23 protein-coding genes and 1 pseudogene are annotated in these 24071 nt (G+C 61.4%); 9 read left to right on the top strand and 15 right to left on the bottom strand.

Annotated elements, in window-relative coordinates; translation table 11 throughout:
* Positions 1-70 precede the first annotated feature (70 nt).
* Both CUR33_RS03925 and CUR33_RS03920 read left to right on the top strand, forming a co-directional pair.
* A complete protein-coding gene (locus CUR33_RS03925; protein ID WP_289238744.1) occupies positions 71-628 on the top strand; it encodes a helix-turn-helix domain-containing protein in 558 nt (185 codons plus the stop codon).
* 24 nt (positions 629-652) lie between these two features.
* The gene (locus CUR33_RS03920) at positions 653-1999 is read left to right on the top strand and encodes a glutamine synthetase family protein (protein WP_289238750.1); all 1347 of its coding nucleotides are present in this window, start codon (positions 653-655) and stop codon (positions 1997-1999) included.
* A 40-nt stretch (positions 2000-2039) separates the two neighbouring features.
* On the opposite strand, the gene chrA is transcribed toward CUR33_RS03920, so the two are convergent.
* Complete coding sequence (chrA, locus tag CUR33_RS03915; RefSeq protein WP_289238743.1) at positions 2040-3383, bottom strand: chromate efflux transporter; 1344 nt, start codon at positions 3381-3383, stop codon at positions 2040-2042.
* 141 nt (positions 3384-3524) lie between these two features.
* On the opposite strand from chrA, the gene pbpG reads away from it, so the two are divergent.
* Positions 3525-4430: a D-alanyl-D-alanine endopeptidase gene (gene pbpG / locus CUR33_RS03910; RefSeq protein WP_289238742.1), complete on the top strand. Its 906-nt coding sequence runs from the start codon at positions 3525-3527 to the stop codon at positions 4428-4430.
* An 85-nt stretch (positions 4431-4515) separates the two neighbouring features.
* Here pbpG and CUR33_RS20665 read toward each other — a convergent pair whose 3' ends face one another.
* The 3 genes and pseudogenes from CUR33_RS20665 to CUR33_RS03900 all read right to left on the bottom strand — a co-directional run bounded on the left by CUR33_RS20665 (position 4516) and on the right by CUR33_RS03900 (position 8427).
* Positions 4516-5238, bottom strand: a complete 723-nt coding sequence (locus CUR33_RS20665) for a methyl-accepting chemotaxis protein (protein WP_448703086.1) — start codon at positions 5236-5238, stop codon at positions 4516-4518.
* A gap of 132 nt (positions 5239-5370) precedes the next feature.
* Positions 5371-6492: pseudogene (locus tag CUR33_RS20660) on the bottom strand (Cache 3/Cache 2 fusion domain-containing protein); the annotation flags it as partial.
* A gap of 264 nt (positions 6493-6756) precedes the next feature.
* A complete protein-coding gene (locus CUR33_RS03900) occupies positions 6757-8427 on the bottom strand; it encodes a putative bifunctional diguanylate cyclase/phosphodiesterase (RefSeq protein WP_289238740.1) in 1671 nt (556 codons plus the stop codon).
* A 265-nt stretch (positions 8428-8692) separates the two neighbouring features.
* On the opposite strand from CUR33_RS03900, the gene rep reads away from it, so the two are divergent.
* Both rep and CUR33_RS03890 read left to right on the top strand, forming a co-directional pair.
* Positions 8693-10702 (top strand): DNA helicase Rep, encoded by a 2010-nt coding sequence (gene rep / locus CUR33_RS03895; protein ID WP_289238739.1) that lies wholly within the window; start codon positions 8693-8695, stop codon positions 10700-10702.
* A 118-nt stretch (positions 10703-10820) separates the two neighbouring features.
* Positions 10821-11393, top strand: a complete 573-nt coding sequence (locus CUR33_RS03890; protein ID WP_289238738.1) for a xanthine phosphoribosyltransferase — start codon at positions 10821-10823, stop codon at positions 11391-11393.
* A 95-nt stretch (positions 11394-11488) separates the two neighbouring features.
* Here CUR33_RS03890 and CUR33_RS03885 read toward each other — a convergent pair whose 3' ends face one another.
* The 5 genes from CUR33_RS03885 to dadA all read right to left on the bottom strand — a co-directional run bounded on the left by CUR33_RS03885 (position 11489) and on the right by dadA (position 15458).
* Complete coding sequence (locus CUR33_RS03885) at positions 11489-11911, bottom strand: c-type cytochrome (RefSeq protein ID WP_090250499.1); 423 nt, start codon at positions 11909-11911, stop codon at positions 11489-11491.
* A gap of 110 nt (positions 11912-12021) precedes the next feature.
* Entirely contained in the window at positions 12022-12570 is a 549-nt protein-coding gene (locus CUR33_RS03880; RefSeq protein ID WP_090250501.1) for a cupin domain-containing protein, read from the bottom strand.
* 102 nt (positions 12571-12672) lie between these two features.
* Positions 12673-13746: an alanine racemase gene (gene alr, locus CUR33_RS03875; RefSeq protein ID WP_289238737.1), complete on the bottom strand. Its 1074-nt coding sequence runs from the start codon at positions 13744-13746 to the stop codon at positions 12673-12675.
* An 88-nt stretch (positions 13747-13834) separates the two neighbouring features.
* Positions 13835-14185, bottom strand: a complete 351-nt coding sequence (locus tag CUR33_RS03870) for a RidA family protein (RefSeq protein WP_090250506.1) — start codon at positions 14183-14185, stop codon at positions 13835-13837.
* Positions 14160-15458, bottom strand: a complete 1299-nt coding sequence (dadA, locus tag CUR33_RS03865) for a D-amino acid dehydrogenase (protein WP_289238736.1) — start codon at positions 15456-15458, stop codon at positions 14160-14162. The genes CUR33_RS03870 and dadA overlap by 26 nt, the downstream gene beginning before the upstream one ends.
* A gap of 155 nt (positions 15459-15613) precedes the next feature.
* Here dadA and dadR point away from each other — a divergent pair, with 155 nt between their 5' ends.
* Entirely contained in the window at positions 15614-16102 is a 489-nt protein-coding gene (dadR, locus tag CUR33_RS03860) for a transcriptional regulator DadR (RefSeq protein ID WP_090250512.1), read from the top strand.
* Positions 16103-16105: 3 nt separating this feature from the next.
* Here the strand turns inward: dadR and CUR33_RS03855 are convergent, their stop codons facing one another.
* Positions 16106-16459 (bottom strand): YkgJ family cysteine cluster protein, encoded by a 354-nt coding sequence (locus CUR33_RS03855; protein WP_289238735.1) that lies wholly within the window; start codon positions 16457-16459, stop codon positions 16106-16108.
* A gap of 175 nt (positions 16460-16634) precedes the next feature.
* Here CUR33_RS03855 and CUR33_RS03850 point away from each other — a divergent pair, with 175 nt between their 5' ends.
* Complete coding sequence (locus CUR33_RS03850; RefSeq protein ID WP_289238734.1) at positions 16635-17948, top strand: NAD(P)/FAD-dependent oxidoreductase; 1314 nt, start codon at positions 16635-16637, stop codon at positions 17946-17948.
* A 42-nt stretch (positions 17949-17990) separates the two neighbouring features.
* Here the strand turns inward: CUR33_RS03850 and CUR33_RS03845 are convergent, their stop codons facing one another.
* The gene (locus tag CUR33_RS03845) at positions 17991-18233 is read right to left on the bottom strand and encodes a DUF1127 domain-containing protein (RefSeq protein ID WP_289238733.1); all 243 of its coding nucleotides are present in this window, start codon (positions 18231-18233) and stop codon (positions 17991-17993) included.
* 182 nt (positions 18234-18415) lie between these two features.
* Here CUR33_RS03845 and CUR33_RS03840 point away from each other — a divergent pair, with 182 nt between their 5' ends.
* Positions 18416-19873 carry an aminotransferase-like domain-containing protein gene (locus tag CUR33_RS03840; protein ID WP_289238732.1) on the top strand — a complete coding sequence of 486 codons (1458 nt, stop codon included), beginning with the start codon at positions 18416-18418 and terminating at the stop codon, positions 19871-19873.
* Here the strand turns inward: CUR33_RS03840 and CUR33_RS03835 are convergent.
* Both CUR33_RS03835 and CUR33_RS03830 read right to left on the bottom strand, forming a co-directional pair.
* Positions 19863-21011, bottom strand: coding sequence for an MFS transporter (locus tag CUR33_RS03835; protein WP_289238731.1), 1149 nt, complete (start codon positions 21009-21011; stop codon positions 19863-19865). The two genes, CUR33_RS03840 and CUR33_RS03835, sit on opposite strands and share 11 nt — an antisense overlap.
* 236 nt (positions 21012-21247) lie before the next feature.
* Positions 21248-22741 (bottom strand): aldehyde dehydrogenase, encoded by a 1494-nt coding sequence (locus CUR33_RS03830; protein ID WP_282874666.1) that lies wholly within the window; start codon positions 22739-22741, stop codon positions 21248-21250.
* 260 nt (positions 22742-23001) lie between these two features.
* Here CUR33_RS03830 and CUR33_RS03825 point away from each other — a divergent pair, with 260 nt between their 5' ends.
* The gene (locus CUR33_RS03825; protein WP_289238730.1) at positions 23002-23367 is read left to right on the top strand and encodes a cupin domain-containing protein; all 366 of its coding nucleotides are present in this window, start codon (positions 23002-23004) and stop codon (positions 23365-23367) included.
* A gap of 136 nt (positions 23368-23503) precedes the next feature.
* On the opposite strand, the gene rpmG is transcribed toward CUR33_RS03825, so the two are convergent.
* Both rpmG and rpmB read right to left on the bottom strand, forming a co-directional pair.
* On the bottom strand, positions 23504-23659 hold the full coding sequence (rpmG, locus tag CUR33_RS03820; RefSeq protein ID WP_022960960.1) for a 50S ribosomal protein L33: 156 nt from the start codon (positions 23657-23659) through the stop codon (positions 23504-23506).
* Between the two features lie 10 nt (positions 23660-23669).
* Positions 23670-23906, bottom strand: a complete 237-nt coding sequence (rpmB, locus tag CUR33_RS03815) for a 50S ribosomal protein L28 (protein WP_090240685.1) — start codon at positions 23904-23906, stop codon at positions 23670-23672.
* Positions 23907-24071: the final 165 nt, after the last annotated feature.

Raw genomic sequence — 24071 nt, 5'->3', positions numbered from 1 at the left:
CAGCCGACCCTCTCCCCCAGCCCCTCTCCCGCAAGCGGGAGAGGGGAGTTAAAACGTCAAAGGAAACTCCATGGATATGCAGGAAGAAGTCGAAGGTCTGGCGATTCTGATCCGCGACCTGCGCAAGCACAAGAACCTCACCCTGGGCGAGCTGGCAGCGCGCATTGATCGTTCGGTGGGCTTTCTCTCCCAGGTTGAGCGCGGCCTGTCGCGCCCAACCGTGGCCGACCTCACCGCGATCAGCGAAACCCTCGGCGTGCCGACCACCTATTTCTACAGCCTGAGCAAACCGCGTGGCGTGCCCTGGGTCACCCGTCCCGGCGAGCGCCGTACGCTGTATTACGCCGGTGGCATCACCGATGTACTCGCCTCGCCGACCATGGCTGGCGGCTTCTCCATGCTCGAAAGCCGTTTGGACCCGGGCGCTACCAGCGGCGACGGGCATTTGAACGACAGCTCAGAACAAGGCGGCTTCGTCCTCGAAGGCGAATTGACGATCTGGTACGGCGACGCCGCCGAGCCGGTCACCCTCGGCCCGAATGACAGCTTCCAGCTGCCGCCGCATGCGCAGTTTCGCTACGCCAACCTTTCCGATTCCCCCACACGAGTGCTCTGGGTCTTCACCTGACCCGCGCAGATAGCCGCCATGACAATAAAAACAGCATTCCCCGACCTGCTCAGCGAAGTCCGTGCCTTCCGCAGCGCCCACCCCGAAGTGCGTTATGTCGACCTGATCAGCCTGGATATTCCCGGGCATTTCTACGGCAAGCGCTACCCCATCGATATGCTCGAGAAGGTCTCCGCCGGCAGCCCGCTGAAAATCCCGCAGAACTGCGTGCTCCTCGGTGTACAGGGCGGTCTGCACCCGATTGGCGACTACTGCTTCAACGACGGCGACCCGGACGCACCGCGCCGGCTGATCCCCGGCACGCTCAAACCGGTGCGCTGGGAAAGCCAGCCGCTGGGGCAGATGCTGATCAGTTCCGACGGCACCGAAGCACCGATCGAGTTCGAGCCGCGTGAAGTGCTCGCCCGCGTGCTCAAGCGCCTGGCCACACGCGGTATCCGCCCGGTGGTGGCCTTCGAGCTAGAGTTCTACCTGTTCGATCGCAAGCTGCAAGATGGCCTGCCGCAGTTCCCCCGCGACCCGCTGTGCGACGATGCCGACGATCAGCCGAATATGCATATCGAACGCCTGTCGCGCTTTGCCGATGTGCTGCATGAGATCGTCGACGCCGCCAATGAGCAGGGTGTGGACGCCAACGTGATCACCGCCGAGCTCGGCCCCGGCCAGTTCGAGATCAACTTCGGCCACTGCGACGACGGCCTGCGCGCCGCCGACTGGGCCGCCCTGTTTTGCCGCAGCACCCGCGGCGTGGCGCTCAAGCATGGCCAGCGCGCCAGCTTTATGAGCAAGCCCTACCTGCACGCGCCGGGCAGCGGCATGCACGTGCACGTCAGTCTGTACGACGCGACCGGCAACAACCTGCTCGACGGCGACAACCAGCGCCCGCTGCGCCATGCCGTGGCCGGTTGCCTGGAGCTGCTGCCGCACTGCATGCCGATCTTCGCCGCTAACCACAACGCCTTCCGCCGCTACGGCGCCATGGTCAACGCCGCCAGCCGCGCCAGCTGGGGCTTCGAGGACCGCGATGCGTGCATCCGCATTCCCGAATCAGACGGCAAGAACCTGCGCATCGAACACCGCCTGGCCGGCGCCGACGCCAACCCCTATCTGGTGCTGGCCGCAATCCTCACCGGTATGGAGCACGGCCTGGATGCCGGCCAGGAGCCGATTGCCCCGCTCAACGAAAACCGCCAGAGCGGCATCGACTTCCCTCAGGACATGCTCGGCGCGGTCAGCGCCATGCGCGACCACCCGGTGGTCAATCAGGGCCTGGGCAGTGAGTTTGTGATGGTCTACTGCGAGAACAAGCGCCAGGACCACCTGGCCTTTATGCAGGAAGTCAGTGCGCGGGAATACCGCTGGTTTCTCTAACACGTAACGCGCCCGTTGCCTTGGCAGCGGGCGCGCGACTTCAACGCAGCAGATACACCGCCAGCCCGGCCAGCGCCGACACCAGCAACACTTCCATCACCCCACGTTTGAAGCGCAGCAGCGCCAGCGCCGCGCCCACGGCCAATAGCGCCGACGGCCAGTCGAAAGTGCCGGCAAAACCCTGCGGCCAGAACACGTGGTAGGCAAAGAACAGCGCCAGATTAAGGATCACCCCCACCACTGCCGCAGTAATCGCGGTCAGTGGCGCGGTGAATTTCAGCTCGCCGTGGGTGGATTCCACCAGCGGCCCGCCGGCGAGGATGAACAGAAAGGACGGTAAAAAGGTGAACCAGGTGACCAGCGCTGCCGCCAGCGCACCACTGACAAAACCCGAATCGCCGCCGAACACCGGCTGCAGGTAAGCCCCGACAAAGGCCACAAACGCCACCACCATGATCAGCGGCCCCGGCGTGGTTTCGCCCAGGGCCAGGCCGTCGATCATCTGCGTCGGGGTCAGCCAGCCGTAATGGCCAATGGCGCCCTGGTAGACATACGGCAGCACCGCATAGGCGCCACCAAAGGTCAGCAGCGCCGCCTTGGTAAAGAACCAGGCCATCTGCGTCAGCGTGCCGTCCCAGCCGAACAGCCAGGTCAGCAGGCCCATCGGCAGCAACCAAAGCAGCGCTCCCACCGCCAGCAACAGCGCCAGGCGTGATGCGCGAAAGCGCGTATGCGCCAGCGGCGCGCTGTCATCATCGATCAGCGCCGGGCCATAGTTCGCGTCCTGCGCCGCATGACCGCCCCCCAGGCTGAACTGCTGCGGCAACAGGCGACCACCGAGATAACCGAGTAGCGCTGCACCAATCACGATCAACGGAAACGGCAGATTGAAGGCAAAGATGGCGACAAATGACGCGCCGGCAATGCCCCACAACCAGTTGTTCTTCAACGCCCGCGAGCCAATGCGCCAGGCCGCCTGCATGACGATGGCGGTCACCGCCGGCTTGATCCCATAGAAAATCCCCGCCACCAACGGCACATCACCGAAGGCGATATACAGCCAGGACAGGCCGATCAGGATAAACAGCGACGGCAGCACAAACAGCACCCCGGCGATCACCCCGCCCCAGGTGCGGTGCAACAGCCAGCCGATATAGGTGGCCAGCTGCTGCGCCTCTGGCCCCGGCAGCAGCATGCAATAGTTCAGCGCATGCAGAAAACGCCGCTCGGACAGCCAGCGGCGCTTCTCCACCAACTCCTGATGCATGATCGCGATCTGTCCAGCCGGCCCGCCGAAGCTGATCAGCCCCAGTTTCAGCCAAAACCAGAAGGCCTCGCCCAGGCTGACGGCGGGTGGCGCAGACGGTGCGGACGATTCAGGCATACAAGCTACTCACGGCAATAAACGCGGTCGCACTATAGCGCGAGCGCGTGACGATTTAAGCGCGCACCGCTCAAGCCCGGACGCAGATTTCCGTATACTGAGCGCCGCTGCATCCCCTTCAACCTGCCCGTGAAGCGCCCCGTGAAAATCCGCCAATCGATAGTAAGCCTGCTGCTGATTTGCAGCTGCGTTGTAGTTGCATCGAACACCCAGGCTGCACCCGCCAAACAACAGGACCTGGCCGCCGGCAGCGCGCTGCTGGTCGATCTGCAAACCAATCAGGTGCTCTACGAGCGTAACGCCGACAGCGTGGTGCCAATTGCTTCGGTGACTAAACTGATGACCGCCATGGTCACCCTCGACGCCAAACTGCCGCTGGATCAGCAGCTGCCGATCATGATTCGTGACACCCATGAAATGCGCGGTGTGTTCTCCCGTGTGCGCGTGGGCAGCGAGCTGAGCCGCCGCGACATGCTGCTGCTGGCACTGATGGCCTCGGAAAACCGCGCCGCCGCCAGCCTGGCACACCACTACCCGGGCGGCCACGCGGCCTTTGTCGCGGCGATGAACGCCAAGGCCCGCGCCCTGGGCATGAAGCATTCGCGCTTTGTCGAGCCCACCGGCTTGTCGGAACACAACGTCTCCAGTGCCCGCGACCTGGTGCTGATGCTCAAGGCCGCACGCCAGTACCCGCTGATCAGCCAGTTCAGCACCACCTCGGAAAAGACCCAGGCGTTCCGCAGACCCAACTACACCCTGGGTTTTCGCAACACCAACAACCTGGTGCGCAAACCGGGCTGGAGCGTGCAACTGAGCAAAACCGGCTACACCGGCGAAGCCGGCCGCTGCCTGGTGATGAATACCGTGATGAATAACCGTCCGGTGGCGTTCGTGGTGCTGGATGCCTTCGGCAAATACACCCACATGGCCGACGCCAACCGCCTCAAGCGCTGGCTGGAAACGGGCAAGGTCACCGCCGTGCCGCCAGCGGCCATAAGCTACCGCCAGCAGAAACTGGCGCAGCGCCAGGCCAACGCCACGCAGTAGCGAACAGGTAAGCAGCCAGATCAGCACGGCACTTCGTCGTGCCGCCCTCCACAGATAGAAATGCCTCAACCTAATACCTGAGGCATTACTGGAAGCGTCCGACCTCCTGACGCAGCTCTTCGGCCAGCTGATCCAGTTCGCGGGCAGTTTGTGCCAAATTGGCCACCACTTCGCGCTGTTCGCTGTTGGCCAGCGCAATGCTTTGCAGGTTACTGCTGAGCAACGTCGCGGTACTGCTTTGCTCGCTGGTAGCGGTAGTAATGGCGGTGAATTGCTCACCCGCTGCATTGCTCTGCTCGGCAATCTGGCCCAGTGCAGCAGCAACCTTAGCGTTACGCTGCAGCCCATCCTGCATCAGCAGCTTGCCCTGCTCCATGGTGCTGATCGCACTGTTGGTCTCGCCCTGAATACTGCCGATCATTGCGGAGATTTCGTTAGTCGCCTCGCGGGTGCGCGAAGCCAGACTGCGCACCTCATCGGCGACCACGGCAAAACCACGGCCCTGCTCGCCAGCGCGGGCGGCCTCAATGGCCGCATTGAGCGCAAGCAGGTTAGTCTGGTCAGCAATCGAGGTGATCACGCTGACAATTCCACCGATTTCCTGCGAGCGCTGGCCAAGGGTGTTGACCACGACAGACGTGTCATTCAGTGAGCTGGCAATCTGCTCCAAGGCGCTCGAAGCCTCAGCCATTGAGCTGCGTCCAATACGGGTCTGCTGGGCATTGTCGCTAGCCAGGCGCTCGGTATTACGCATATTGTCGGCAATATTCAGCGAGGTGGCACTGAACTCTTCCACAGCGCCGGCCATGCTGCTGATCTCGCCAGACTGTTGCTCGATAGCCTCATAAGCACCACTGGCCAGGCCAGACAGTGCCTGAGCACGACTAGTTACGTTGTGCGCGGCGCCGCGAATGCGCGCCACCATGGTCGACAACGCCTCACCCATCTGGTTGAAGTTGCGCGCCAGCTCACCGATCTCATCCTGGCTAGTAACGTTAAGACGCGCGCTCAGATCCCCTGCACCCAATGCCTGCGCCTGTTGCACCAGATCACCCAGCGGGCGCAGCTTGCGCCGCAATAACCAGATCACTGCCGCGACCGCTAGCAGCAAAGTCACCAGACTGCCGATCGCCAACTGGCTTCCCACGCGCCAGGTCACCGCCTGGATTTCTTCACGCGGCATACTCGCCAGCACCTGCCAGGGCCCGCCGGAAAACGGCATGGCTACGCTGAAAAACTCCTCGACACCGTCACTCCAAAACGCTCCATGGCCTGGTTCAGCCAGTACTTCAGCTAGCTTGCCGGCGATTTGCTCAGGCTCCCGTGCACCGGCTGGGGCGACCAACCACTTGCCCTGATCGTCGAGCAACGCCAGCGATCCCGTGGCGCCGATGCGGAAGCGCTTAAGATTCTCAAACTGCGCGTTCTGTCCGTCGGTGTAGTCGAAGCCGACAAACAGCACCGCGATTACCCGCCCGCTAACGTCGCGCACCGGGGTGTATTGCGTCATGTAGAAGCGCTCAAACAGCAACGCCCGCCCCACATAACCATCACCCGCAAGCAGGCGTTTATAAGCGGGGTGCAGATGGTCGAGCACCGTACCGATGGCGCGGGTGCCATCGGGCTTGGTCAGCGAGGTGCTGATGCGCACAAACTCATCGCCATCGCGCACGAACACCGTGGCCACGCCTGCAGTCAGCTGATGAAACTCATCGACTTCAGTGAAGTCGTTGTTCAACAGGCTCGAGCCCAGGTACAGCGCCGGGGTTTGCATGCCGGCCACAGCTATTCGCTCGGCCCCCTGCACACTCAAACCGCCACTGAAACGCCGCTCAAACAGACCGGCAAGACGCTGAGTGCTCTCACGCAGGCTGTCATGAAAAGTGCTCAGCTGATCAGCAAGCAAACGCGCTTCGCTGCCTAAGTGCTCCTTTCGCGTAACCAGGTTGGCCTCGTTCAACGAACGCAGAGCGAATACGGTGCTGGCACTGATCAGTAGAACCAGAACCAAGGCCAATGCTGTGGCCAACTGCCAAGCAATACGAGAGCGTGGAGAGGTCATGCATGCCTCCAAGGGCATAAAACGGCAGTTAAATAGCCATGAAAGGCGTAATCGCCCTCATTTACTCGGCGACCGCACAAAATACTTGAGCGGAGAACTAAGAATATAGCCAACCAAAATTGATCGGCTTTCGCTTGCCGATAGAGGGCCGCAGCAAGAAGACACGCCTATTTCACCGCACCAGGATTACCGGCGTCCTGAAATTGCTGGAATGAGCGCCCAGATACGTTTCAAGCTATCCCGCAGGCCTGATCCAGGCGATGCCTAGCTGCTTAGTCCAAACAATGGCTGACGTGTGCCGAATACCAGAAAGCGCGCCAGCTCAGGGAGCGGCAACGCCTTGCTGATCAGGTAGCCCTGCACCTGATCGCAGCCGTATTGGCGCAGCAGTGCCAATTGTTCGGCATTTTCTACGCCCTCGCCCACCACCTGCAGGTTGAGGTTGTGCGCCAGGTTGATCATCGCCCGCACTAACTGCCGGTTCTCCGCACGCTCGCACATGCCGCCGACAAAGCTCTTGTCGATCTTCAGCAGGGTGATCGGCAAGTTGTTCAAGTGCACAAAGGAAGAGAAGCCGGTGCCGAAGTCGTCCAGCGAGAAGCGCACACCGAGGCGACCGAGGGCCAGCATGGTCTGCTGCACCTGATCGCTGCGGCGCATCACCGCGGTTTCGGTCAGCTCGAATTCCAGCCACTGCGCATCAACGCCACGCTCTTCGATCAGCCGACTGAGGGTTGGCAGCAGCTGGCTGTCCTGAAACTGGCGAAATGACAGGTTGACCGCCATGTGCAGCGCTGGCAAACCACGCCCGCGCAGCCACTGCATATCGCGCAGCGCACGGCTGATCACCCAATACCCGAGCGGTACGATCAGTCCGCTTTCCTCGGCCAGCGGTACAAATTCATTGGGCGCCAGCAGACCATGCACGCTGTGGCGCCAGCGCACCAGTGCTTCCAGGCCGAGGATGCGTCCGGTTTGTAAACACAGACGCGGCTGGTAGTGCAGCTCCAGCTCGTCACGGCGCAGGGCGCGACGCAGTTCGCTTTCCAGGTCAGCCTGGTTGCGCGCACTGCGGTTGATCCGCTCGTCATAAACATGAAAAGAGCAGCCCTGCTGGCTCTTGGCCTGCTGCATGGCGATATGCGCGTGCCACATCAGTGGGTCGGCGCTGCTTGTGGCGCGGGAATGGGCAAGGCCGAGGCTGCAACCGATCAGCAGACTTTCGCCGTCAATCCAGTAGGGTTCACCGAGGGCTTCGGTAATCTGCGCGGCTAAGCGCTCTGCACGTTGCGGGTCGCGTCGGCTGTCGATCAGCAAGGCAAATTCATCGCTTCCCAGGCGCGCCACCTGGTCGCCTGCCTGCAGCTGCGCCTTGATCCGCGCCACCACTTGCAGAATCAGACTGTCGCCACCCTGGTAGCCGAGGGCATCGTTGGCGTGGCGAAAGTTGTCCAGGTCGAGGTGGCCGAGGGTCAGGCCACGGCCTTCATACTCGGCCAGGCGCGCGGCCAGCAGGGTCTGGAATCCTTGGCGATTGGCAATGCCGGTCAGGGCATCCTGATCCGCCAGGCGGTGCAAGGTGTCGTTGAGTTTGCCGTACTCACGGGCATAGCGCAGGCAGCGACGCAGCACCTCGCTGCTGAGCTGATGACGCACCAGCCAATCGCAGACAACCTCGGGCTCGACGTCGGGCTCGGCATCCAACAGCAGGACAATCGGCAGGGAACAGCGTCCGGAGGCAGGCAGGTATTGGGGGGTGGTGAGGAGCAAGGCGTTGCTGGGTTTATCGAACAGCGCGCTGGCCGCCTCCCAGGACGGTGCGGTGATCAGCGCATAACCGCTGCCGAGCGCACCCAGACGTTCACGCAGCAACTGCGCCCAGCCCGGCGTTTCCGCCAGCAACAGCAAGCGTAATGGTTCGACGAACGCGGACAAGCAACTTCCCCCACAGCACAAATAAAGAGCATTACAACCGCTCGGATGCGTCGTAATCGACGTCTAATCACGCACATCCTTGTGTCAGTGGCGCGTGTCCTGCGGCGAGGCTGGACCCGAAAGTGGCACCAGAGTACTGGAATAGGAAAATTAACCAAGCCTGGCGGTTTGCCATTATGTGCACTGCGACACACTTCCAGATGGTCACGGCACAATGCGTCAGGCCTGTTAAAATGCGCGCCCACTTCACCTGACGATTGATTCCATGTCCCGACTGAACCCCCGGCAGCAGGAAGCCGTGAACTATGTCGGCGGCCCACTTTTGGTGCTCGCCGGCGCAGGCTCCGGCAAGACCAGCGTGATTACCCGCAAGATCGCCCACCTGGTGCAGAACTGCGGCATCCAGGCCCGCCATATCGTCGCCATGACCTTTACCAACAAGGCGGCGCGCGAGATGAAAGAGCGCGTCAGCTCTCTGCTCAAAGGCCCCGAAGCCCGCGGCCTGACGGTCTCGACCTTCCACAACCTGGGCATGAACATCATCCGCAAGGAATACGCGCGCCTGGGCTACAAGCCGGGTTTCTCGATCTTCGATGACGGCGATATCAAGGCACTGCTCACCGACATCATGCAGAAGGAATATGCCGGTGATGACGGTGCGGACGAGATCAAGAACATCATCGACAGCTGGAAGAATGACCTGATCCTGCCCGAGCAAGCCCTGGCCGGCGCACGCAACCCCAAGGAGCAGACTGCTGCCATCGTCTACCTGCACTACCAGCGCACCCTGCGCGCCTACAACGCGGTGGACTTCAACGACCTGATCCTGCTGCCGGTGATGCTGTTTCAGGAACACGCCGACATCCTGGAAAAATGGCAGAACCGCATCCGCTACCTGCTGGTCGACGAATACCAGGACACCAACGCCAGCCAGTACTTACTGGTGAAGCTCTTGGTGGGCATGCGTAACCAGTTCACCGTGGTCGGCGACGATGACCAGTCGATCTACGCCTGGCGCGGTGCGCGCCCGGAAAACCTGATGCTGCTGAAAGAGGATTACCCCTCGTTGAAGGTGGTGATGCTGGAGCAGAACTATCGCTCCACCAGCCGCATCCTCAAGTGCGCCAACATCCTCATTGCCAACAACCCGCATGCCTTCGAAAAACAGCTGTGGAGCGAGATGGGCATGGGTGACGAGATCCGCGTAATCCGTTGCCGCAATGAAGACGCCGAGTGTGAACGGGTGGCCCTGGAAATCCTCACCGAGCACCTGCGCACCCAGCGCCCTTACAGCGATTACGCCATCCTCTACCGCGGTAACTACCAGGCCAAACTGATGGAGCTGAAGCTGCAGCACCATCAGATTCCCTATCGCCTCTCGGGCGGCACCAGCTTCTTCGCCCGCCAGGAGGTGAAGGACTTGATGAGTTACTTCCGCCTGCTGGTTAACCCGGATGATGACAACGCTTTTCTACGCGTGATCAACGTGCCGCGCCGCGAAATCGGCTCGACCACCCTGGAAAAGCTCGGTAACTACGCCACCAACCGCAAGATCAGCATGTACGCTGCCGCCGGCGAAATCGGCCTCGGTGAGCAGCTGGATGCGCGCTATACCGAGCGCCTGGCACGTTTCACCCAATGGATGGACCGGGTGCGCCAGGAATGCGCGCAGAACGACCCGATTGCGGCGATCCGCAGCATGGTGATGGACATCGACTACGAGAACTGGCTCCGCCAGAACGCCTCCAGCGACAAGGTCGCCGAAGCGCGCATGGGCAACGTCTGGTTCCTCGTCGAGGCGCTGAAGAACACCCTGGAACGCGACGAAGACGGCGAAATGACCATCGAGGACGCCATCGGCAAACTGGTGTTGCGTGACATGCTCGAACGTCAGCAGGAAGAGGAAGAAGGCGCAGAAGGCGTGCAGATGATGACCCTGCATGCGTCCAAAGGTCTGGAGTACCCGTCGGTGTACATCCTTGGCGTGGAGGAGGAAATCCTCCCGCACCGCTCCAGCATCGAGGCCGATACGGTCGAGGAAGAACGACGCCTGGCTTACGTCGGCATCACCCGCGCCAAACGCAACCTGACCATGACCTTCGCCGCCAAGCGCAAACAATACGGTGAAATCATCGACTGTTCACCGAGTCGTTTCCTTGATGAATTGCCGCCCGAGGATCTGGTCTGGGAAGGCCTGGAAGACGCCGCACCCGAGGTCAAGGCCGCCACCGGCAACTCGGCGCTGGCCAATATGCGCGCCATGTTAAAAAAATAACCGGCAACAGCGCGCGGGAGCAGGCAGACGTATTTCGTCACCGCCTGCATCCGCGCTACGCTGCACCATTACATCCCGGCACAGACCGGGGATCAGAAAGAACGACGAGGGTAACCGCGTGGAAGCGCTGAAACAGAAGATTCGCGAGGAAGGCACCGTGCTCTCGGAGCAGGTGCTCAAGGTCGATGCCTTTCTCAATCACCAGATCGACCCGGCACTGATGCAGCAGATCGGCGACGAATTCGCCCAGCGCTTTGCCGGCCAGGGCATCACCAAGATCGTCACCATCGAAGCCTCGGGCATTGCCCCGGCAGTGATGGCAGGCCTGGAGTTAGGCGTACCGGTGATTTTTGCGCGCAAGTACCAGTCACTGACGCTCAAGGACGACTTGTACATCTCCAAGGTGTTTTCCTTCACCAAGCAGACCGAAAGCACGCTGGCCATTTCGGCCAAGCACTTGGGCGCCCACGACCATGTCCTGTTAATTGACGATTTTCTCGCCAACGGCCATGCCGCCCGCGCCCTTATTGATCTGATCGGCCAGGCCGGCGCGAGCATTGCCGGTATCGGTGTGGTGATCGAAAAATCCTTCCAGCGCGGCCGCGCCGAGCTGGACGCGCAGGGCTACCGAGTCGAGTCGCTGGCGCGCATTGATTCACTCAAGGATGGTCAGGTCAGCTTTATTGATTAAGGGCCGTAGCCCACCGGGAATTGCCTTGAGCCGTTTCTAGCGCCCACAAAAAAGCCGCCTTTTCAGGCGGCTTTTTCACAGCAGCGTCAGGCGACTTACAGGCCGGACATCTTCTGGATTGCGCCACGCAGCTCGTCATCCGAGCAATCGGCACAAGTGCCTTTCGGCGGCATGGCGTTGATGCCGGCAATCGCGGTTTTCAAGATAGCGTCGATACCACCTTCTTTATCAGCACGTGCCTTCCAGGCAGCGGTGTCGCCAATTTTCGGCGCACCCAGGATACCTGGGGTGTGGCAAGCACCGCAGTGCTTGGCAATGATGTCATCGGCAGTACGCGCACCACCGCCAGCAGCAACGGCTACAGCACCCACGCCCTTGCATTCTTCACCCATCACACAGACTTGGCCAACCGGCTTCAGTCGGTCAGCAATGGCATCGTCGGTCGTGGCCTGAGCAGTCACTGCCCACAGGGCCAATACGGTAGCCGGTGCTACCAGGAGCTTTTTAATCAGGTTCACGGTACACCCTCTTCGTGGCTAGTCACGCTCGCGGCCACGGTTTCGCGAGCGGGTAGCAGTATAACGGCAAGCCGGGCTGGCCGAAACAACCCAGATTGTCGCAGGGTTATTTAGAAATTGGCCGGCGTAGTCGCACTGATCAGCCGGGCAGGCTGTTCGAATGGGTTACGGAAACGGTGCGGTTTGCTGCTCTCGAAGTAGTAGCTGTCACCCGGTTCAAGGATAAACACCTCGTCGCCGACGGTCAGTTCCAGCTTGCCTTCAACCAGCATGCCGGCCTCTTCACCTTCGTGGGCGTACATCTCATCGCCGGTGTCAGTGCCGCTCGGGTAGGTTTCATCGAGGAAGGAAATGGCCCGGCTGGGATGCGCCTTACCCACCAGTTTCATGGTGATGGCCCCACTGCAGATATCGGTGAGTTCGGCGGCGCGATAGACCACCTGAGCCTGGCTATCCTGCTCCACATCCAGGGAGAAGAACTCCACCAGGGACATGGGGATACCCGCCAGCACCTTTTTCAACGAACTGATCGAAGGGCTTACGCTGTTCTTCTCGATCATCGAAATGGTGCTGTTGGTGACGCCCGCCCGTTTGGCGAGTTCACGCTGGGAAAGGCCTTTGAGTTTGCGAATGGATTGCAGTCGAACACCGACGTCCAATGCTGGAGTCCCCCTTGGGAGTGATACGGAAAAGTCGCCGTATCATGGCATAGCGTTCAGAATTTACAACACTCGCGTTCAAACTCGTCTACAGCGTGGCTGTTAGTGCCCGAGGTAGAGCAGCGGAGCTCGCCGCAGGTTGCAGAAAAGCTGATAAGGAATACTGCCGGCCTGGGTGGCCACGTCGCTGGCGAGGACCTGTTTGCCCCACAGTTCGACCCGGCTGCCCAGGCCCGTTTGTGGCAGATCAGTCAAATCGACGGTGAGCATGTCCATCGACACACGGCCGATCAGGCGGGTCAGTTGGCCGTCCACCGCCACGGGTGTGCCTGTCGGCGCATGGCGTGGGTAACCGTCGGCATAGCCCATGGCAACTACGCCAACGCGGGTTGGCCGCTCGCTGACAAAGCGTGCGCCATAGCCCACCGGCTCGCCGGCCGGCAGTTCGCGCACGCTGATGATCTTCGACTCCAGAGTCATCACCGGCTGCAACCGCGCAGCCACGGCCTGCGCCTGTTCGAACGGTGTGGCGCCGTAGAGCATGATGCCGGGACGCACCCAGTCGCTCGGCACATTGGGCCAACCCAATACGGCTGGCGAATTGCGCAGGCTGACCTCGGCGACTATGCCCTGGCGCGCCTGCTGAAACACCGCCAACTGCTCAGCACTGCGCGGGCAATCCAGCTCGTCGGCACGGGCGAAGTGGCTCATCAGCACAATCTTCGCCACCTTGCCGCTGGCCAGCAGGCGCTGATAGGCCGCCTGGTAATCGGCCGGGTGTAGGCCGACGCGGTGCATGCCGCTGTCCATCTTCAGCCACACCGTCAGCAGACGGCGTACCGCGCTGCGCTCAATCACCTCCAGCTGCCACAGCGAATGCACCACACACCACAGTTCGTGCTGCTCGATCAGCGGCAATTCGTCGGCTTCGAAAAAGCCCTCCAGCAACAAAATCGGTCCGCGAATACCGGCCTCGCGCAGCTGCAGCGCTTCCTCGATACAGGCCACGGCAAAACCATCGGCCTGCTCCTGCAACGCCTGGGCACAACGCACCGCGCCATGGCCGTAGGCATCCGCCTTGATCACCGCCAGGGCGCGGGCGCCGCTGACTTCACGGGCCAGTTGGTAGTTGTGACGCAAGGCTTGCAGGTCGATCAGGGCGCGGGCAGGACGCATGACGTTCTCGGCTATCAGCAGTTTTCAGAAGTAAAAAAGCCCGGTGTGATGGCCGGGCAAACACTTATCGCAAACGGGACGGGCCGATTTACAGGGCGGCCACGATCATCATTTCCACCAGCACCTCAGGCTTGTACATCTTCGCCTCGACGCAAGCCCGTGCAGGCGCCGCGCCTGGCGCGACCCAGGCATCCCAGACCTGATTAAGCCCGGCGTAATCGCGGTCCATGTCCTTCAGGTAGATGGTCACGGAAAGGATCTTCGACTTGTCGCTGCCGGCCTCGGCCAGCATGCGGTCGGTGTTGGCCAAGGTTTCGCGGGTTTGCTGCACGATGTCGCCGCTGTAGTCGTCCGCCAGCTGGCCGGCCAGGTAGACCGTGCCGTTATGGATGACGATTTCGCTGTAACGACTTTCAGTGTGCAGGCGCTGTACTGACATGCTTGTGACTCTCCTGGGAACGGCTGTAACGGGAAATATCCAGGCCTTCGGCGCTGATCTGCGGGCGCTTTTTCGCCATCAGATCGGCAAGCAGGCGACCGGAGCCGCAGGCCATGGTCCAGCCCAGTGTGCCGTGACCGGTGTTGAGGAACAAATTACGCAAGCCGGTGGCACCGACAATCGGCGTGCCGTCCGGGGTGGCCGGGCGCAGGCCGGTCCAGAATTCGGCCTGGCGCAGATCGCCGCCTTGCGGGTAGAGATCGGCGGTAATCATTTCCAGGGTTTCGCGGCGACGCGGGTTGAGGCTCAGGTCGAAGCCGGCGATTTCCGCCATGCCACCCACGCGGATGCGGTTGTCGAAACGGGTGATCGCCACCTTGTAGGTTTCATCGAGGATGGTTGAAGTCGGCGCCATCGCCACATTGGTGATTGGCACGGTCAGCGAGTATCCCTTGAGCGGGTACACCGGTGCCTTGATGCCCAGCGGCTTGAGCAGTTGCGGGCTGAAGCTGCCGAGCGCCAGCACGAAGCGGTCGGCGGTTTCCAGCTTGCCGTCGATCCACACGCCATTGACCCGATCGCCCACGGCGTCGATACGCTGAATGTTCTGACCGAAGCGGAATTCCACTCCCAGCGCCTTGGCCATCTCGGCCAGCTTGGTGGTGAACAGCTGGCAATCGCCGGTCTGGTCATTCGGCAGGCGCAAGGCGCCAGCCAGTTTATCGGTGACCGCAGCCAAAGCCGGCTCAACGCGGGCGATGCCGGCGCGGTCGAGCAGCTCATAGGGCACGCCGGACTGCTTGAGTACGGCAATATCTTTCGCTGCGTTATCCAGTTGCGCCTGAGTGCGGAACAGCTGGGTAGTGCCCAGGCTACGGCCTTCATAGGCGATGCCGGTTTCCGCACGCAGTTCGTCGAGGCAGTCGCGGCTGTACTCGGACAGGCGCACCATGCGCTCCTTGTTCACCGCGTAACGGCTGGCGGTGCAGTTGCGCAGCATCTGCGCCATCCACAGGTATTGGTCGATATCGGCGGTGGCCTTGATCGCCAGCGGTGCGTGTTTTTGCAGCAGCCACTTGATCGCTTTCAGCGGCACGCCCGGGGCAGCCCATGGCGAGGCGTAGCCAGGTGACACCTGGCCAGCGTTGGCGAAGCTGGTTTCCATGGCCGGGGCGTGCTGCCGGTCGACCACCACCACTTCAAAACCCTGACGCGCCAGGTAATACGCACTGGCTGTACCAATCACACCGCTGCCGAGAACTAAAACCCGCATGCCGCTCTCCTCGCCGCGACAATGCGCGACGGATAATTCCTGAGATCACAATTGAGCGCAGTATAGGAAGAGATCAGCAGTGCTTTTCACTATATAAATAGCTATATTTGGCGACAATTCTTGGCAAAATCGCCTTCTACAGAGGGGTATCCACCGTGCGCACCCAACATCAGAGCCGCCGCGAACTGGACAAGATCGACCGCAACATCCTGCGCATCCTGCAGGAAGATGGGCGCATCAGCTTTACCGAGCTGGGTGAGCGGGTCGGCCTGTCGACCACGCCCTGCACCGAACGCGTACGCCGCCTGGAGCGCGAAGGGATCATCATGGGCTACCACGCCCGGCTCAACCCGCAGCAGCTCAAGGCCAGCCTGTTGGTGTTTGTCGAGATCAGCCTGGACTACAAGTCCGGCGATACCTTCGAGGAGTTCCGCCGCGCCGTACTGAAGCTGCCGCACGTGCTCGAATGCCACCTGGTGTCCGGCGACTTCGACTACCTGGTGAAGGCGCGGATCAACGAGATGGCCAGCTACCGCAAGCTGCTCGGCGACATCCTGCTCAAGCTGCCGCATGTGCGTGAGTCGAAGAGCTACATCGTCATGGAAGAAGTGAAAGAGAGCCTGAGCCTGCCGATTGCCGACTAGCCGTCAGACTAGAACTTGGCGGGTAGTCGCAATCAACTGATGCACCTGCTTTTCCACCGCCGGTTCGATCATCTGCTCCGGTCCCTGGCCGCGCGGGCACGGCAGGCTTGGCGTGGTGCCGAACAGCCGGCAGATCAGCGGCCTCTGGTCATACACTGTGCACCCTTGCGGGCCGAGGTGTACGCAGTTGTACTCGGCCAGCGCGGCCTCATGCTCGGCATCACTCTTTACCGGCAGCCGCGACATCTCTTCGGATGAAGCCGTGACCGGACCGCAGCAATCGTGGCAGCCTGGCACACAGGCAAAACTGGGAATCTGCAAACGCAGCTGATCGATCTTGCGACTGGTGCAACTCATGGACGTGATCCTGAAACACAGGCCGGCATAGTAACCGTGGCCAAAGTTGAATCGCGACAGGAGCAGCGGCTAACCGACGAAAATCCGCTTATTTCGCGATTGCCTCTTGGCGTTTGGCAAATCTCACGCTTATTCTTCGTAAAATTTTCCAAACACAATAATCAGGATTCCACACATGAACGCCCGCGTTCACCAGCCGGTTCACAGCAGCCAGCACGCCAACTCCTATTACGCCGCCAGCGCCAATCGCCAGCTCGACTACCCCGCCCTGGGCGGTGAGTTGCGTGCCGATGTGTGCATCGTCGGCGGTGGTTTTTCCGGCCTTAATACAGCCATTGAGCTGGCACAGAAAGGCCTCTCGGTGGTGCTGCTGGAAGCGCACAAGATTGGCTGGGGCGCCAGTGGGCGCAACGGCGGCCAACTGATTCGTGGCGTCGGCCATGGCGTGGAGCAATTTGAATCGGTGATTGGCGCGCAAGGCGTGCGCGAACTGAAACTGATGGGCCTGGAAGCGGTGGAAATCGTCCGCCAACGTATCGAGCAGTTCAACATCGACTGCGACCTGACCTGGGGTTACTGCGACCTGGCCAACAAACCCAGCCACCTCGCCGACTTTGCCGAAGACATGGCCGAACTCAAGCAGTTGGGTTATCGCCATGAAATGCGCCTGCTGCAACCGGAGCAGATGCACGAAGTGGTCGGCTCCAACCGCTATGTTGGCGGCATGATCGACATGGGCTCCGGCCACCTGCACCCGCTCAACCTGGCTCTCGGCGAAGCCGCTGTAGCGCAGAGCCTGGGCGTACAGCTGTTCGAGAATTCGGCAGTGACGCGCATCGACTACGGCAGCGAGGTCAAGGTGCACACCGCCCAGGGCGTAGTGCGCGCAACTACCCTGGTGCTCGGTTGCAACGCTTACCTGAATGGCCTGAACAGCAATCTGGGCGGTAAGGTGCTGCCCGCCGGCAGCTACGTGATCGCCACCGAACCGCTGTCCGAAGCCGAAGCGCGGGCGATCATTCCGCAGAACATGGCGCTGTGTGACCAGCGCGTGGCCCTGGATTATTACCGCCTGTCCGCCGACCGGCGCTTACTGTTTGGAGGCGCCTGCCACTATTCTGGTCGCGATCCTGCTGACATTGCCGGCTATATGCGGCCAAAAATGCTGGAAGTCTTCCCGCATCTGAGCGACGTGAAAATCGACTACCAATGGGGCGGCATGATCGGCATCGGTGCTAACCGCCTGCCGCAGATCGGCCGGCTCAAGGAACAGCCCAACGTGTATTACGCCCAGGCCTACTCGGGCCACGGCGTCAACGCCACGCACCTGGCCGGCAAACTGCTCGGCGAGGCCATCGCCGGCCAGGCCAGCAGCGGCTTCGACCTGTTCGCCAAGGTGCCACACATGACCTTCCCTGGCGGCAAACACCTGCGCTCGCCGCTGCTCGCCCTGGGCATGCTCTGGCACCGGATGAAAGAACTGGTCTGACGTACTACGCAGCAGGCCACAACGACCTGCTGCGCATTCCCCTCACAGCTTCCAGAACGGCAGCTGCGCCTCGCGCAGGGCCTGCCCGCGGCTTAGCCCGATATCCTTGAGCTGTTCATCGGTCAGCCTCAGCAGAGCGCGGCGAGTGATCAGGCGCTGCCAGAATGTGTTCCAGCGGCGTACAGCTGGCTTCGCCGCATCCTTTTGAGCATACAGATGCCCGCCCGCAGACTGCTGCAGCTCGCCTGATTTCATTGTCAGCCTGACATCACTCAACCCGTTCATCGCCTGCTCCTGCCCGTAAGCCTGATGGGAGGTCATGATGAGTGACACGGGAAAAGCATGACAGATTCAAAGATATACTTTTAAATCCATACAGATTTCAGAAACCAAGCTCTGAATGGTGTATTTATCGCCTATCTGTACTGGCTTGGTGCGCCACACAGAGAAATTGCGAGGCAACTGTTATGACGCTTTACGTCAACCTGGCCGAGTTGCTCGGCGCCCGTATTGAACAGGGCCTGTATCGCCCCGGCGATCGCCTGCCCTCCGTGCGCGCCCTCAGCCTGGAACATGGCGTCAGCCTGAGCACCGTGCAGCAGGCCTACCGCCACCTGGAGGATCAGGGCCTGGCCACGCCCAAGCCCAAGTCCGGCTACTTTGTGCCCCAGGCGCGCCAGCAGCCGGCGCTGCCGATGGTCAGCCGCGCCGCCCAGCGACCGGTCGATATTTCCCAGTGGGACCAGGTGCTGGAGCTGATCAGCCAGCCGCCAGGCGGTGATGTGCTGCAACTGGGGCGTGGCATGCCGGATATCAGCAGCCCAACTCTGAAACCGCTGCTGCGCACCCTGTCACGCATGAGCCGCCGCCAGGAGGTCAAGGAGCTGAGCTATGGCAGCCTGTATGGTGACCCTGGCCTGCGCGCACAACTGTCACGCCTGATGCTCGACTCCGGCTGCCAGATCGCCATTGAAGAGATCGTCACCACCACCGGCTGCCACGAAGCCCTGTCCGTGGCCATTCGCGCCGTGTGCGAGCCGGGCGACATCGTGGCCGTGGACTCACCGAGCTTTCATGGCGTAATGCAGGCACTCAAGGGCTACGGCATGAAGGCCCTGGAGTTGCCCACCGACCCGCTCACCGGGATCAGCCTGGAGGCCTTGGAACTCGCGCTGGAGCAATGGCCGATCAAGGCCATCCAACTCACCCCCAACTGCAACAACCCGCTCGGTTACATCATGCCGGAGGTCAACAAACGCGCCCTGCTGGCCCTGGCGCAGCGCTATGACGTGGCGATTATCGAGGATGATGTGTACGGCGAGCTGGCCTACAGCTACCCACGCCCACGCAGCATCAAATCATTCGACGAGGACGGTCGCGTGCTGTTCTGCAGCTCGTTTTCCAAGACCCTGGCGCCCGGCCTGCGGGCCGGCTGGATTGCCCCGGGTCGCTACCTGCAACAGGTGCTGCACCTCAAATACATGAGCACCGGCATGGCCGCACAACTGCCCCAGCTGGCCCTGGCCGAGTACATCGCCAGCGGGCATTACGAGCCGCATCTACGCCGCATGCGCAGCCAATACATGCGCAACCGCGATTGCATGATCGACTGGGTCAGCCGCTACTTCCCCGCCGGCACGCGGGTCAGCCGGCCCCAGGGCGGCTTTATGCTGTGGCTGGAGCTGCCACAGGGCTTTGACAGCCAGCGCCTGAACCGTGTGCTGCAGCCATACAACATCCAGATCGCGCCCGGCAGCATCTTTTCCGCCGCCGGCAAATACCGCAATTGCCTGCGCATCAACTACGCCGGGCAACCCACTCCAGCGCTTGAACAGTCAATTCGCCAGGTCGGCGAATGCGTGGCCGCGCTGCTCGCCGAGCAACAACTCGTACACAACAGCGCAGAGGTTGCGGTCACGCCTTGATGGCCGCCACCTCGCTGAATGCACCTCGCTGAAACGCCAACCAGACAAACAGCGCCGCGCCAATCGCCATCAGGATCGGCAGCGCATGGCCGCTGACCCACTGGCTGGCGGTACCGGTCGACAGCGGCCCGAGCAGACAACCCGCGCCCCAGAGCAGGGCGATATGCGAGTTGGCGCGCACCAGCGCATCGTCACGATAGCGCTGGCCGACCAGAATAAGCGACAGGGTGTACAGGCCGCCCGCGCTGGCGCCAAACAGCACCAGCACGACCCAGATCAGCGGCGTGTGCAGCAATGACGGAATGCTCAGGCTCGACAGCAACAGCACCACCCCGCAGCAGCGGAATAGCGTCTGCCGTGGCACCCGGTCGGCCATCCAGCCAATAGGTAATTGCAGCGCCGCATCGCCCACCACTACCGCACTGACCATGATCAATGCCATCTGCTGGGCAAAGCCTTCGCGCACCAGGTACACCGGCAACAGGGTCAGCACCATCGCCTCGAACGCGGCAAACAGCACCACCGCCCAGGCAATTGCCGGGGAAGTGCGGCAGAACGCCAGGATGCCGCGTCCGGACGCACTCTGCGCATCGACCTTGGGCGCCCCATCGCGGCCCAACAGCAGCAGGCTACCGCCCACCAGCAGCGCGGCAGAGAACCAGAAGCCGCGGTCACTTTCCGTACCCAGCAGGGTCAGCAGCAGCGGCCCGCACAGCTGGCTGAGCGCAAAACCGGTGCCATACAGCGCCACCAGACGGCCGCGCAGACGGTCCTCGACCAGCTGATTGATCCAGCTTTCGCCGAGCACAAACACCACGGTCAAGGAGATGCCAATCAGCAGACGCAGCAGCAGCCACAGCGGATAGCTCGGCATCACGCTCAGCAACGCCACCGAGGTGGCACTGGCCAGTAGACACAAGCGCAGGGTCTGCGGCGTGCCGAACCAACCGGCCAAGTGCCCGGTCAGCCGCGCGCCGAGCAACACGCCAACGGCTGGCATGCCCGCCATCACGCCAATCGCAAAGGGGCCATAACCCCAGGACTCAAGGCGAAACGACACCAGCGGCAGCGTCACGCCCAGCGCCAACCCGACGATCACCACCGCCGCACTGACGGCGAAATAGGTCATCCAATTCATTTTTCTCACTCCATTCCCTGGCTCGCTCAACACCCGCTGCACAGATGCAAAACGGCCGGGCTCCATAGGAACCCGGCCGCAAATGGATTTAGTGGAGCCAAACCCGTCAGAGCTACGGGACTAAGGCCAGGCAAGGCGCCCCGGAGCTTTTAAGCGCAGCGTACTGCAGTACGTGAGCATTAAAAGCGAGGACGCAACGCAGCATGGCCGACGGCCCGGAGGTCGTCCCGGTAGCGTTACAGCTTGATCCAGGTCGCCTTGATCTCGGTGTACTTGTCGAAGGCATGCAGCGACTTGTCACGGCCGTTACCGGACTGCTTGAAGCCGCCGAACGGTGCGGTCATGTCGCCGCCGTCGTATTGGTTGACCCACATACTGCCAACACGCAGCGCCTTGGCGGCCAGGTGCGCCTTGGACAGGTTGCTGGTCCAGATGGCGGCTGCCAGGCCGTAGATGCTGTCGTTGGCGATCTGGATCGCTTCTTCGGTGCTGTCGAACGGGATCACCGTCAGCACCGGGCCGAAGATCTCCTCCTGAGCGATACGCATGGCGTTGTGCGCGTCATCGAAGATGGTCGGCTCAACGTACTGGCCGCCAGTCTCTTCCAGGGTGCGTTTGCCGCCGCAGAGCAGCTTGGCCTGATCCTTGTGGCCGGCGTCGATGTAGCCAAGCACGGCATTCAGGTGACCCGCATCGACCAGCGCGCCGACTTTGGTATCTGGGTCCAGGGCATGACCGGCTTTCCAGTCCTGCATAGCTTCCAGGACCATGGGCATGAAGGTGTCCTTGATCGAGCGTTCCACCAGCAAGCGCGAGCCAGCGGTGCACATCTCGCCCTGGTTGAAGCAGATCGCCGCAGCAGCGGCTTCGGCCGCGGCTTTGAGGTCCGGCGCATCGGCGAAGACGATATTCGCGCTCTTGCCGCCGGCTTCCAGCCAGACGCGCTTCATGTTCGATTCGCCAGCGTAGATCATCAGCTGCTTGGCGATCTTGGTCGAGCCGGTGAACACCAGGGTGTCGACATCCATATGCAGCGCCAGCGCCTTGCCAACGGTGTGGCCGTAACCTGGCAGCACGTTAAGTACGCCCGCCGGTATACCGGCATCCAGCGCCAGCTGGGCCATGCGCAGGGCGGTCAACGGGGATTTCTCGGACGGCTTGACGATCACCGAGTTGCCGGTGGCCAGCGCCGGACCGAGCTTCCAAGCAGTCATGATCATCGGGAAGTTCCACGGCACGATGGCCGCGACTACGCCGACCGGCTCGCGAGTCACCAGGCCCAGCTCGTCATGCGGGGTGGCGGCCACTTCGTCATAGATTTTGTCGACCGCTTCGCCGCTCCAGCGAATCGCCCGCGAGGCACCCGGCACGTCGACACCCAGGGCATCGCTGATCGGCTTGCCCATGTCGAGGGTTTCCAGCAGGGCCAGCTCTTCGGCGTGCTGATCCATCAGGTCGGCAAAACGGATCATGATGCGCTTGCGCTGAGCCGGCGCCATACGCGACCAGACGCCGGACTCAAAGGTGGCGCGGGCATCCGCCACGGCCAACTCGGCATCGGCCAGGTCACAGCTGGCTACTAGGCCGAGCAGGCGTCCGTCGACCGGGCTGATGCACTCAAAGGTGGCTCCAGAGACAGCGGCGCGGTACTCGCCATGAACAAAGGCGCGGCCTTCGATCTTCAGGTTCTTGGCGCGCTGCTCCCAGTCGGCACGAGTCAGGCTAGTCATTGCTACATCCTCTATCGCTAGTAAAGCGCCGCTGGTGGTCGCTGCGCTGTCAATTATTCTGCATGGGGCCGCAAGAACCTGCGGCCCCAATCCTGCCGGCAACACTAAACCAGCGGCCTGCACACTTCCAATATTTTTTACAAAAACTGGCAAAGCCGCCTTGTTATGTGTGCTTTATTAAACATAGACTGCCGAAATTACCACCCAAACTGACAACAAGCCTGGCCTAAACCGGCGCTCAATTCCTACCGGACATGCTTATGAACATCGAAAAGATCGTCGACTTCGCCACCGCCACCACCACGCCTGAACATTACCGTCCGGCAGCAGAGAAAGTGCTCAAGGGCGACCCCGAGCAAAGCGTGCGCAACCACTACGGCAGCCCGTGTGGTCAGTTCAATACGGGGATATGGGAAGGCGACGTCGGCCACTGGACCATCAACTACACCGAACACGAATACTGCGAGATTTTGCAGGGTGTCTCGGTGCTGCGCGACAAGGACGGCAACGCCAAGACCCTGCGCGCCGGCGACCGCTTCGTTATACCAGCCGGCTTCTCCGGTACCTGGGAAGTGCTGGAGCCATGCCGCAAGGTCTATGTGATCTTCGAGCAAGCCAGCCGCTGATCAGGCCACTCTTCATGCGTCACCCTTTGCCCGCCTTTATGGCGGGCTTTTTGTGGCCTGCACATCACGACAGTAAATCGCAGGCAAGAAAAAGCCCGCTATAAAAGCGGGCTTTTTCGGCAAGGCGCCAGATCAATTACTTGATCTTGCCTTCCTTGTACATCACGTGCTTACGCACAACCGGATCGAATTTTTTAATTTCGATTTTGTCCGGAGTGGTGCGCTTGTTTTTGTCGGTGGTGTAGAAGTGACCAGTACCGGCACTCGAGATCAAACGGATCAATTCACGCATGACTTTCCCCTTAAACCTTTTCGCCGCGAGCACGCAGCTCGGACAGAACGACGTCAATACCACGCTTGTCGATGCAACGCATGCCTTTGGCAGAAACGCGCAGACGCACAAAACGGTTCTCAGACTCGACCCAGAAGCGGTGATGCTGCAGGTTCGGCAGGAAACGACGACGGGTTTTGTTGTTTGCGTGGGAAATGTTATTCCCGGTTACCGGACCCTTACCGGTAACTTGACAGACTCTCGACATGCCTCAGCCCTCTAAAACCACATGCCCAACCCGGCATGGGTTGGCCGCTAATTATTCAATCTTGGCGCTCAGCGCCGCGTATCTCGAGGGTCTTACCGGCCGTACCTGAAAGCGCAAGAACCGGGCCCCTACAAAAGAGCGCTGCTTTATACCAGAAAGCCCCCA

Source organism: Pseudomonas sp. FEMGT703P (genome assembly GCF_002786345.1).
In the GTDB taxonomy this organism is placed as follows: domain Bacteria; phylum Pseudomonadota; class Gammaproteobacteria; order Pseudomonadales; family Pseudomonadaceae; genus Aquipseudomonas; species Aquipseudomonas peli.
The sequence above is the reverse complement of the archived record's forward strand: the minus strand, read 5'-3'. Positions and strand labels throughout refer to the sequence as shown.

What these genes read in the sequence shown, in the direction of transcription:
- CUR33_RS03925 (WP_289238744.1), top strand. Translation starts at nt 71, where the DNA reads ATGGATATGCAGGAAGAAGTCGAAGGTCTGGCGATTCTGATCCGCGAC.
- CUR33_RS03835 (WP_289238731.1), bottom strand. Translation starts at nt 21,011, where the DNA reads ATGAATTGGATGACCTATTTCGCCGTCAGTGCGGCGGTGGTGATCGTC.
- dadA (WP_289238736.1), bottom strand. Translation starts at nt 15,458, where the DNA reads ATGCGGGTTTTAGTTCTCGGCAGCGGTGTGATTGGTACAGCCAGTGCG.
- chrA (WP_289238743.1), bottom strand. Translation starts at nt 3,383, where the DNA reads ATGCCTGAATCGTCCGCACCGTCTGCGCCACCCGCCGTCAGCCTGGGC.
- rpmB (WP_090240685.1), bottom strand. Translation starts at nt 23,906, where the DNA reads ATGTCGAGAGTCTGTCAAGTTACCGGTAAGGGTCCGGTAACCGGGAAT.
- CUR33_RS03840 (WP_289238732.1), top strand. Translation starts at nt 18,416, where the DNA reads ATGACGCTTTACGTCAACCTGGCCGAGTTGCTCGGCGCCCGTATTGAA.
- CUR33_RS03825 (WP_289238730.1), top strand. Translation starts at nt 23,002, where the DNA reads ATGAACATCGAAAAGATCGTCGACTTCGCCACCGCCACCACCACGCCT.
- CUR33_RS03855 (WP_289238735.1), bottom strand. Translation starts at nt 16,459, where the DNA reads ATGAGTTGCACCAGTCGCAAGATCGATCAGCTGCGTTTGCAGATTCCC.
- rep (WP_289238739.1), top strand. Translation starts at nt 8,693, where the DNA reads ATGTCCCGACTGAACCCCCGGCAGCAGGAAGCCGTGAACTATGTCGGC.
- CUR33_RS03845 (WP_289238733.1), bottom strand. Translation starts at nt 18,233, where the DNA reads ATGAACGGGTTGAGTGATGTCAGGCTGACAATGAAATCAGGCGAGCTG.
- CUR33_RS20665 (WP_448703086.1), bottom strand. Translation starts at nt 5,238, where the DNA reads ATGGCCGGCGCTGTGGAAGAGTTCAGTGCCACCTCGCTGAATATTGCC.
- rpmG (WP_022960960.1), bottom strand. Translation starts at nt 23,659, where the DNA reads ATGCGTGAATTGATCCGTTTGATCTCGAGTGCCGGTACTGGTCACTTC.
- CUR33_RS03830 (WP_282874666.1), bottom strand. Translation starts at nt 22,741, where the DNA reads ATGACTAGCCTGACTCGTGCCGACTGGGAGCAGCGCGCCAAGAACCTG.
- CUR33_RS03850 (WP_289238734.1), top strand. Translation starts at nt 16,635, where the DNA reads ATGAACGCCCGCGTTCACCAGCCGGTTCACAGCAGCCAGCACGCCAAC.
- alr (WP_289238737.1), bottom strand. Translation starts at nt 13,746, where the DNA reads ATGCGTCCTGCCCGCGCCCTGATCGACCTGCAAGCCTTGCGTCACAAC.
- CUR33_RS03870 (WP_090250506.1), bottom strand. Translation starts at nt 14,185, where the DNA reads ATGTCAGTACAGCGCCTGCACACTGAAAGTCGTTACAGCGAAATCGTC.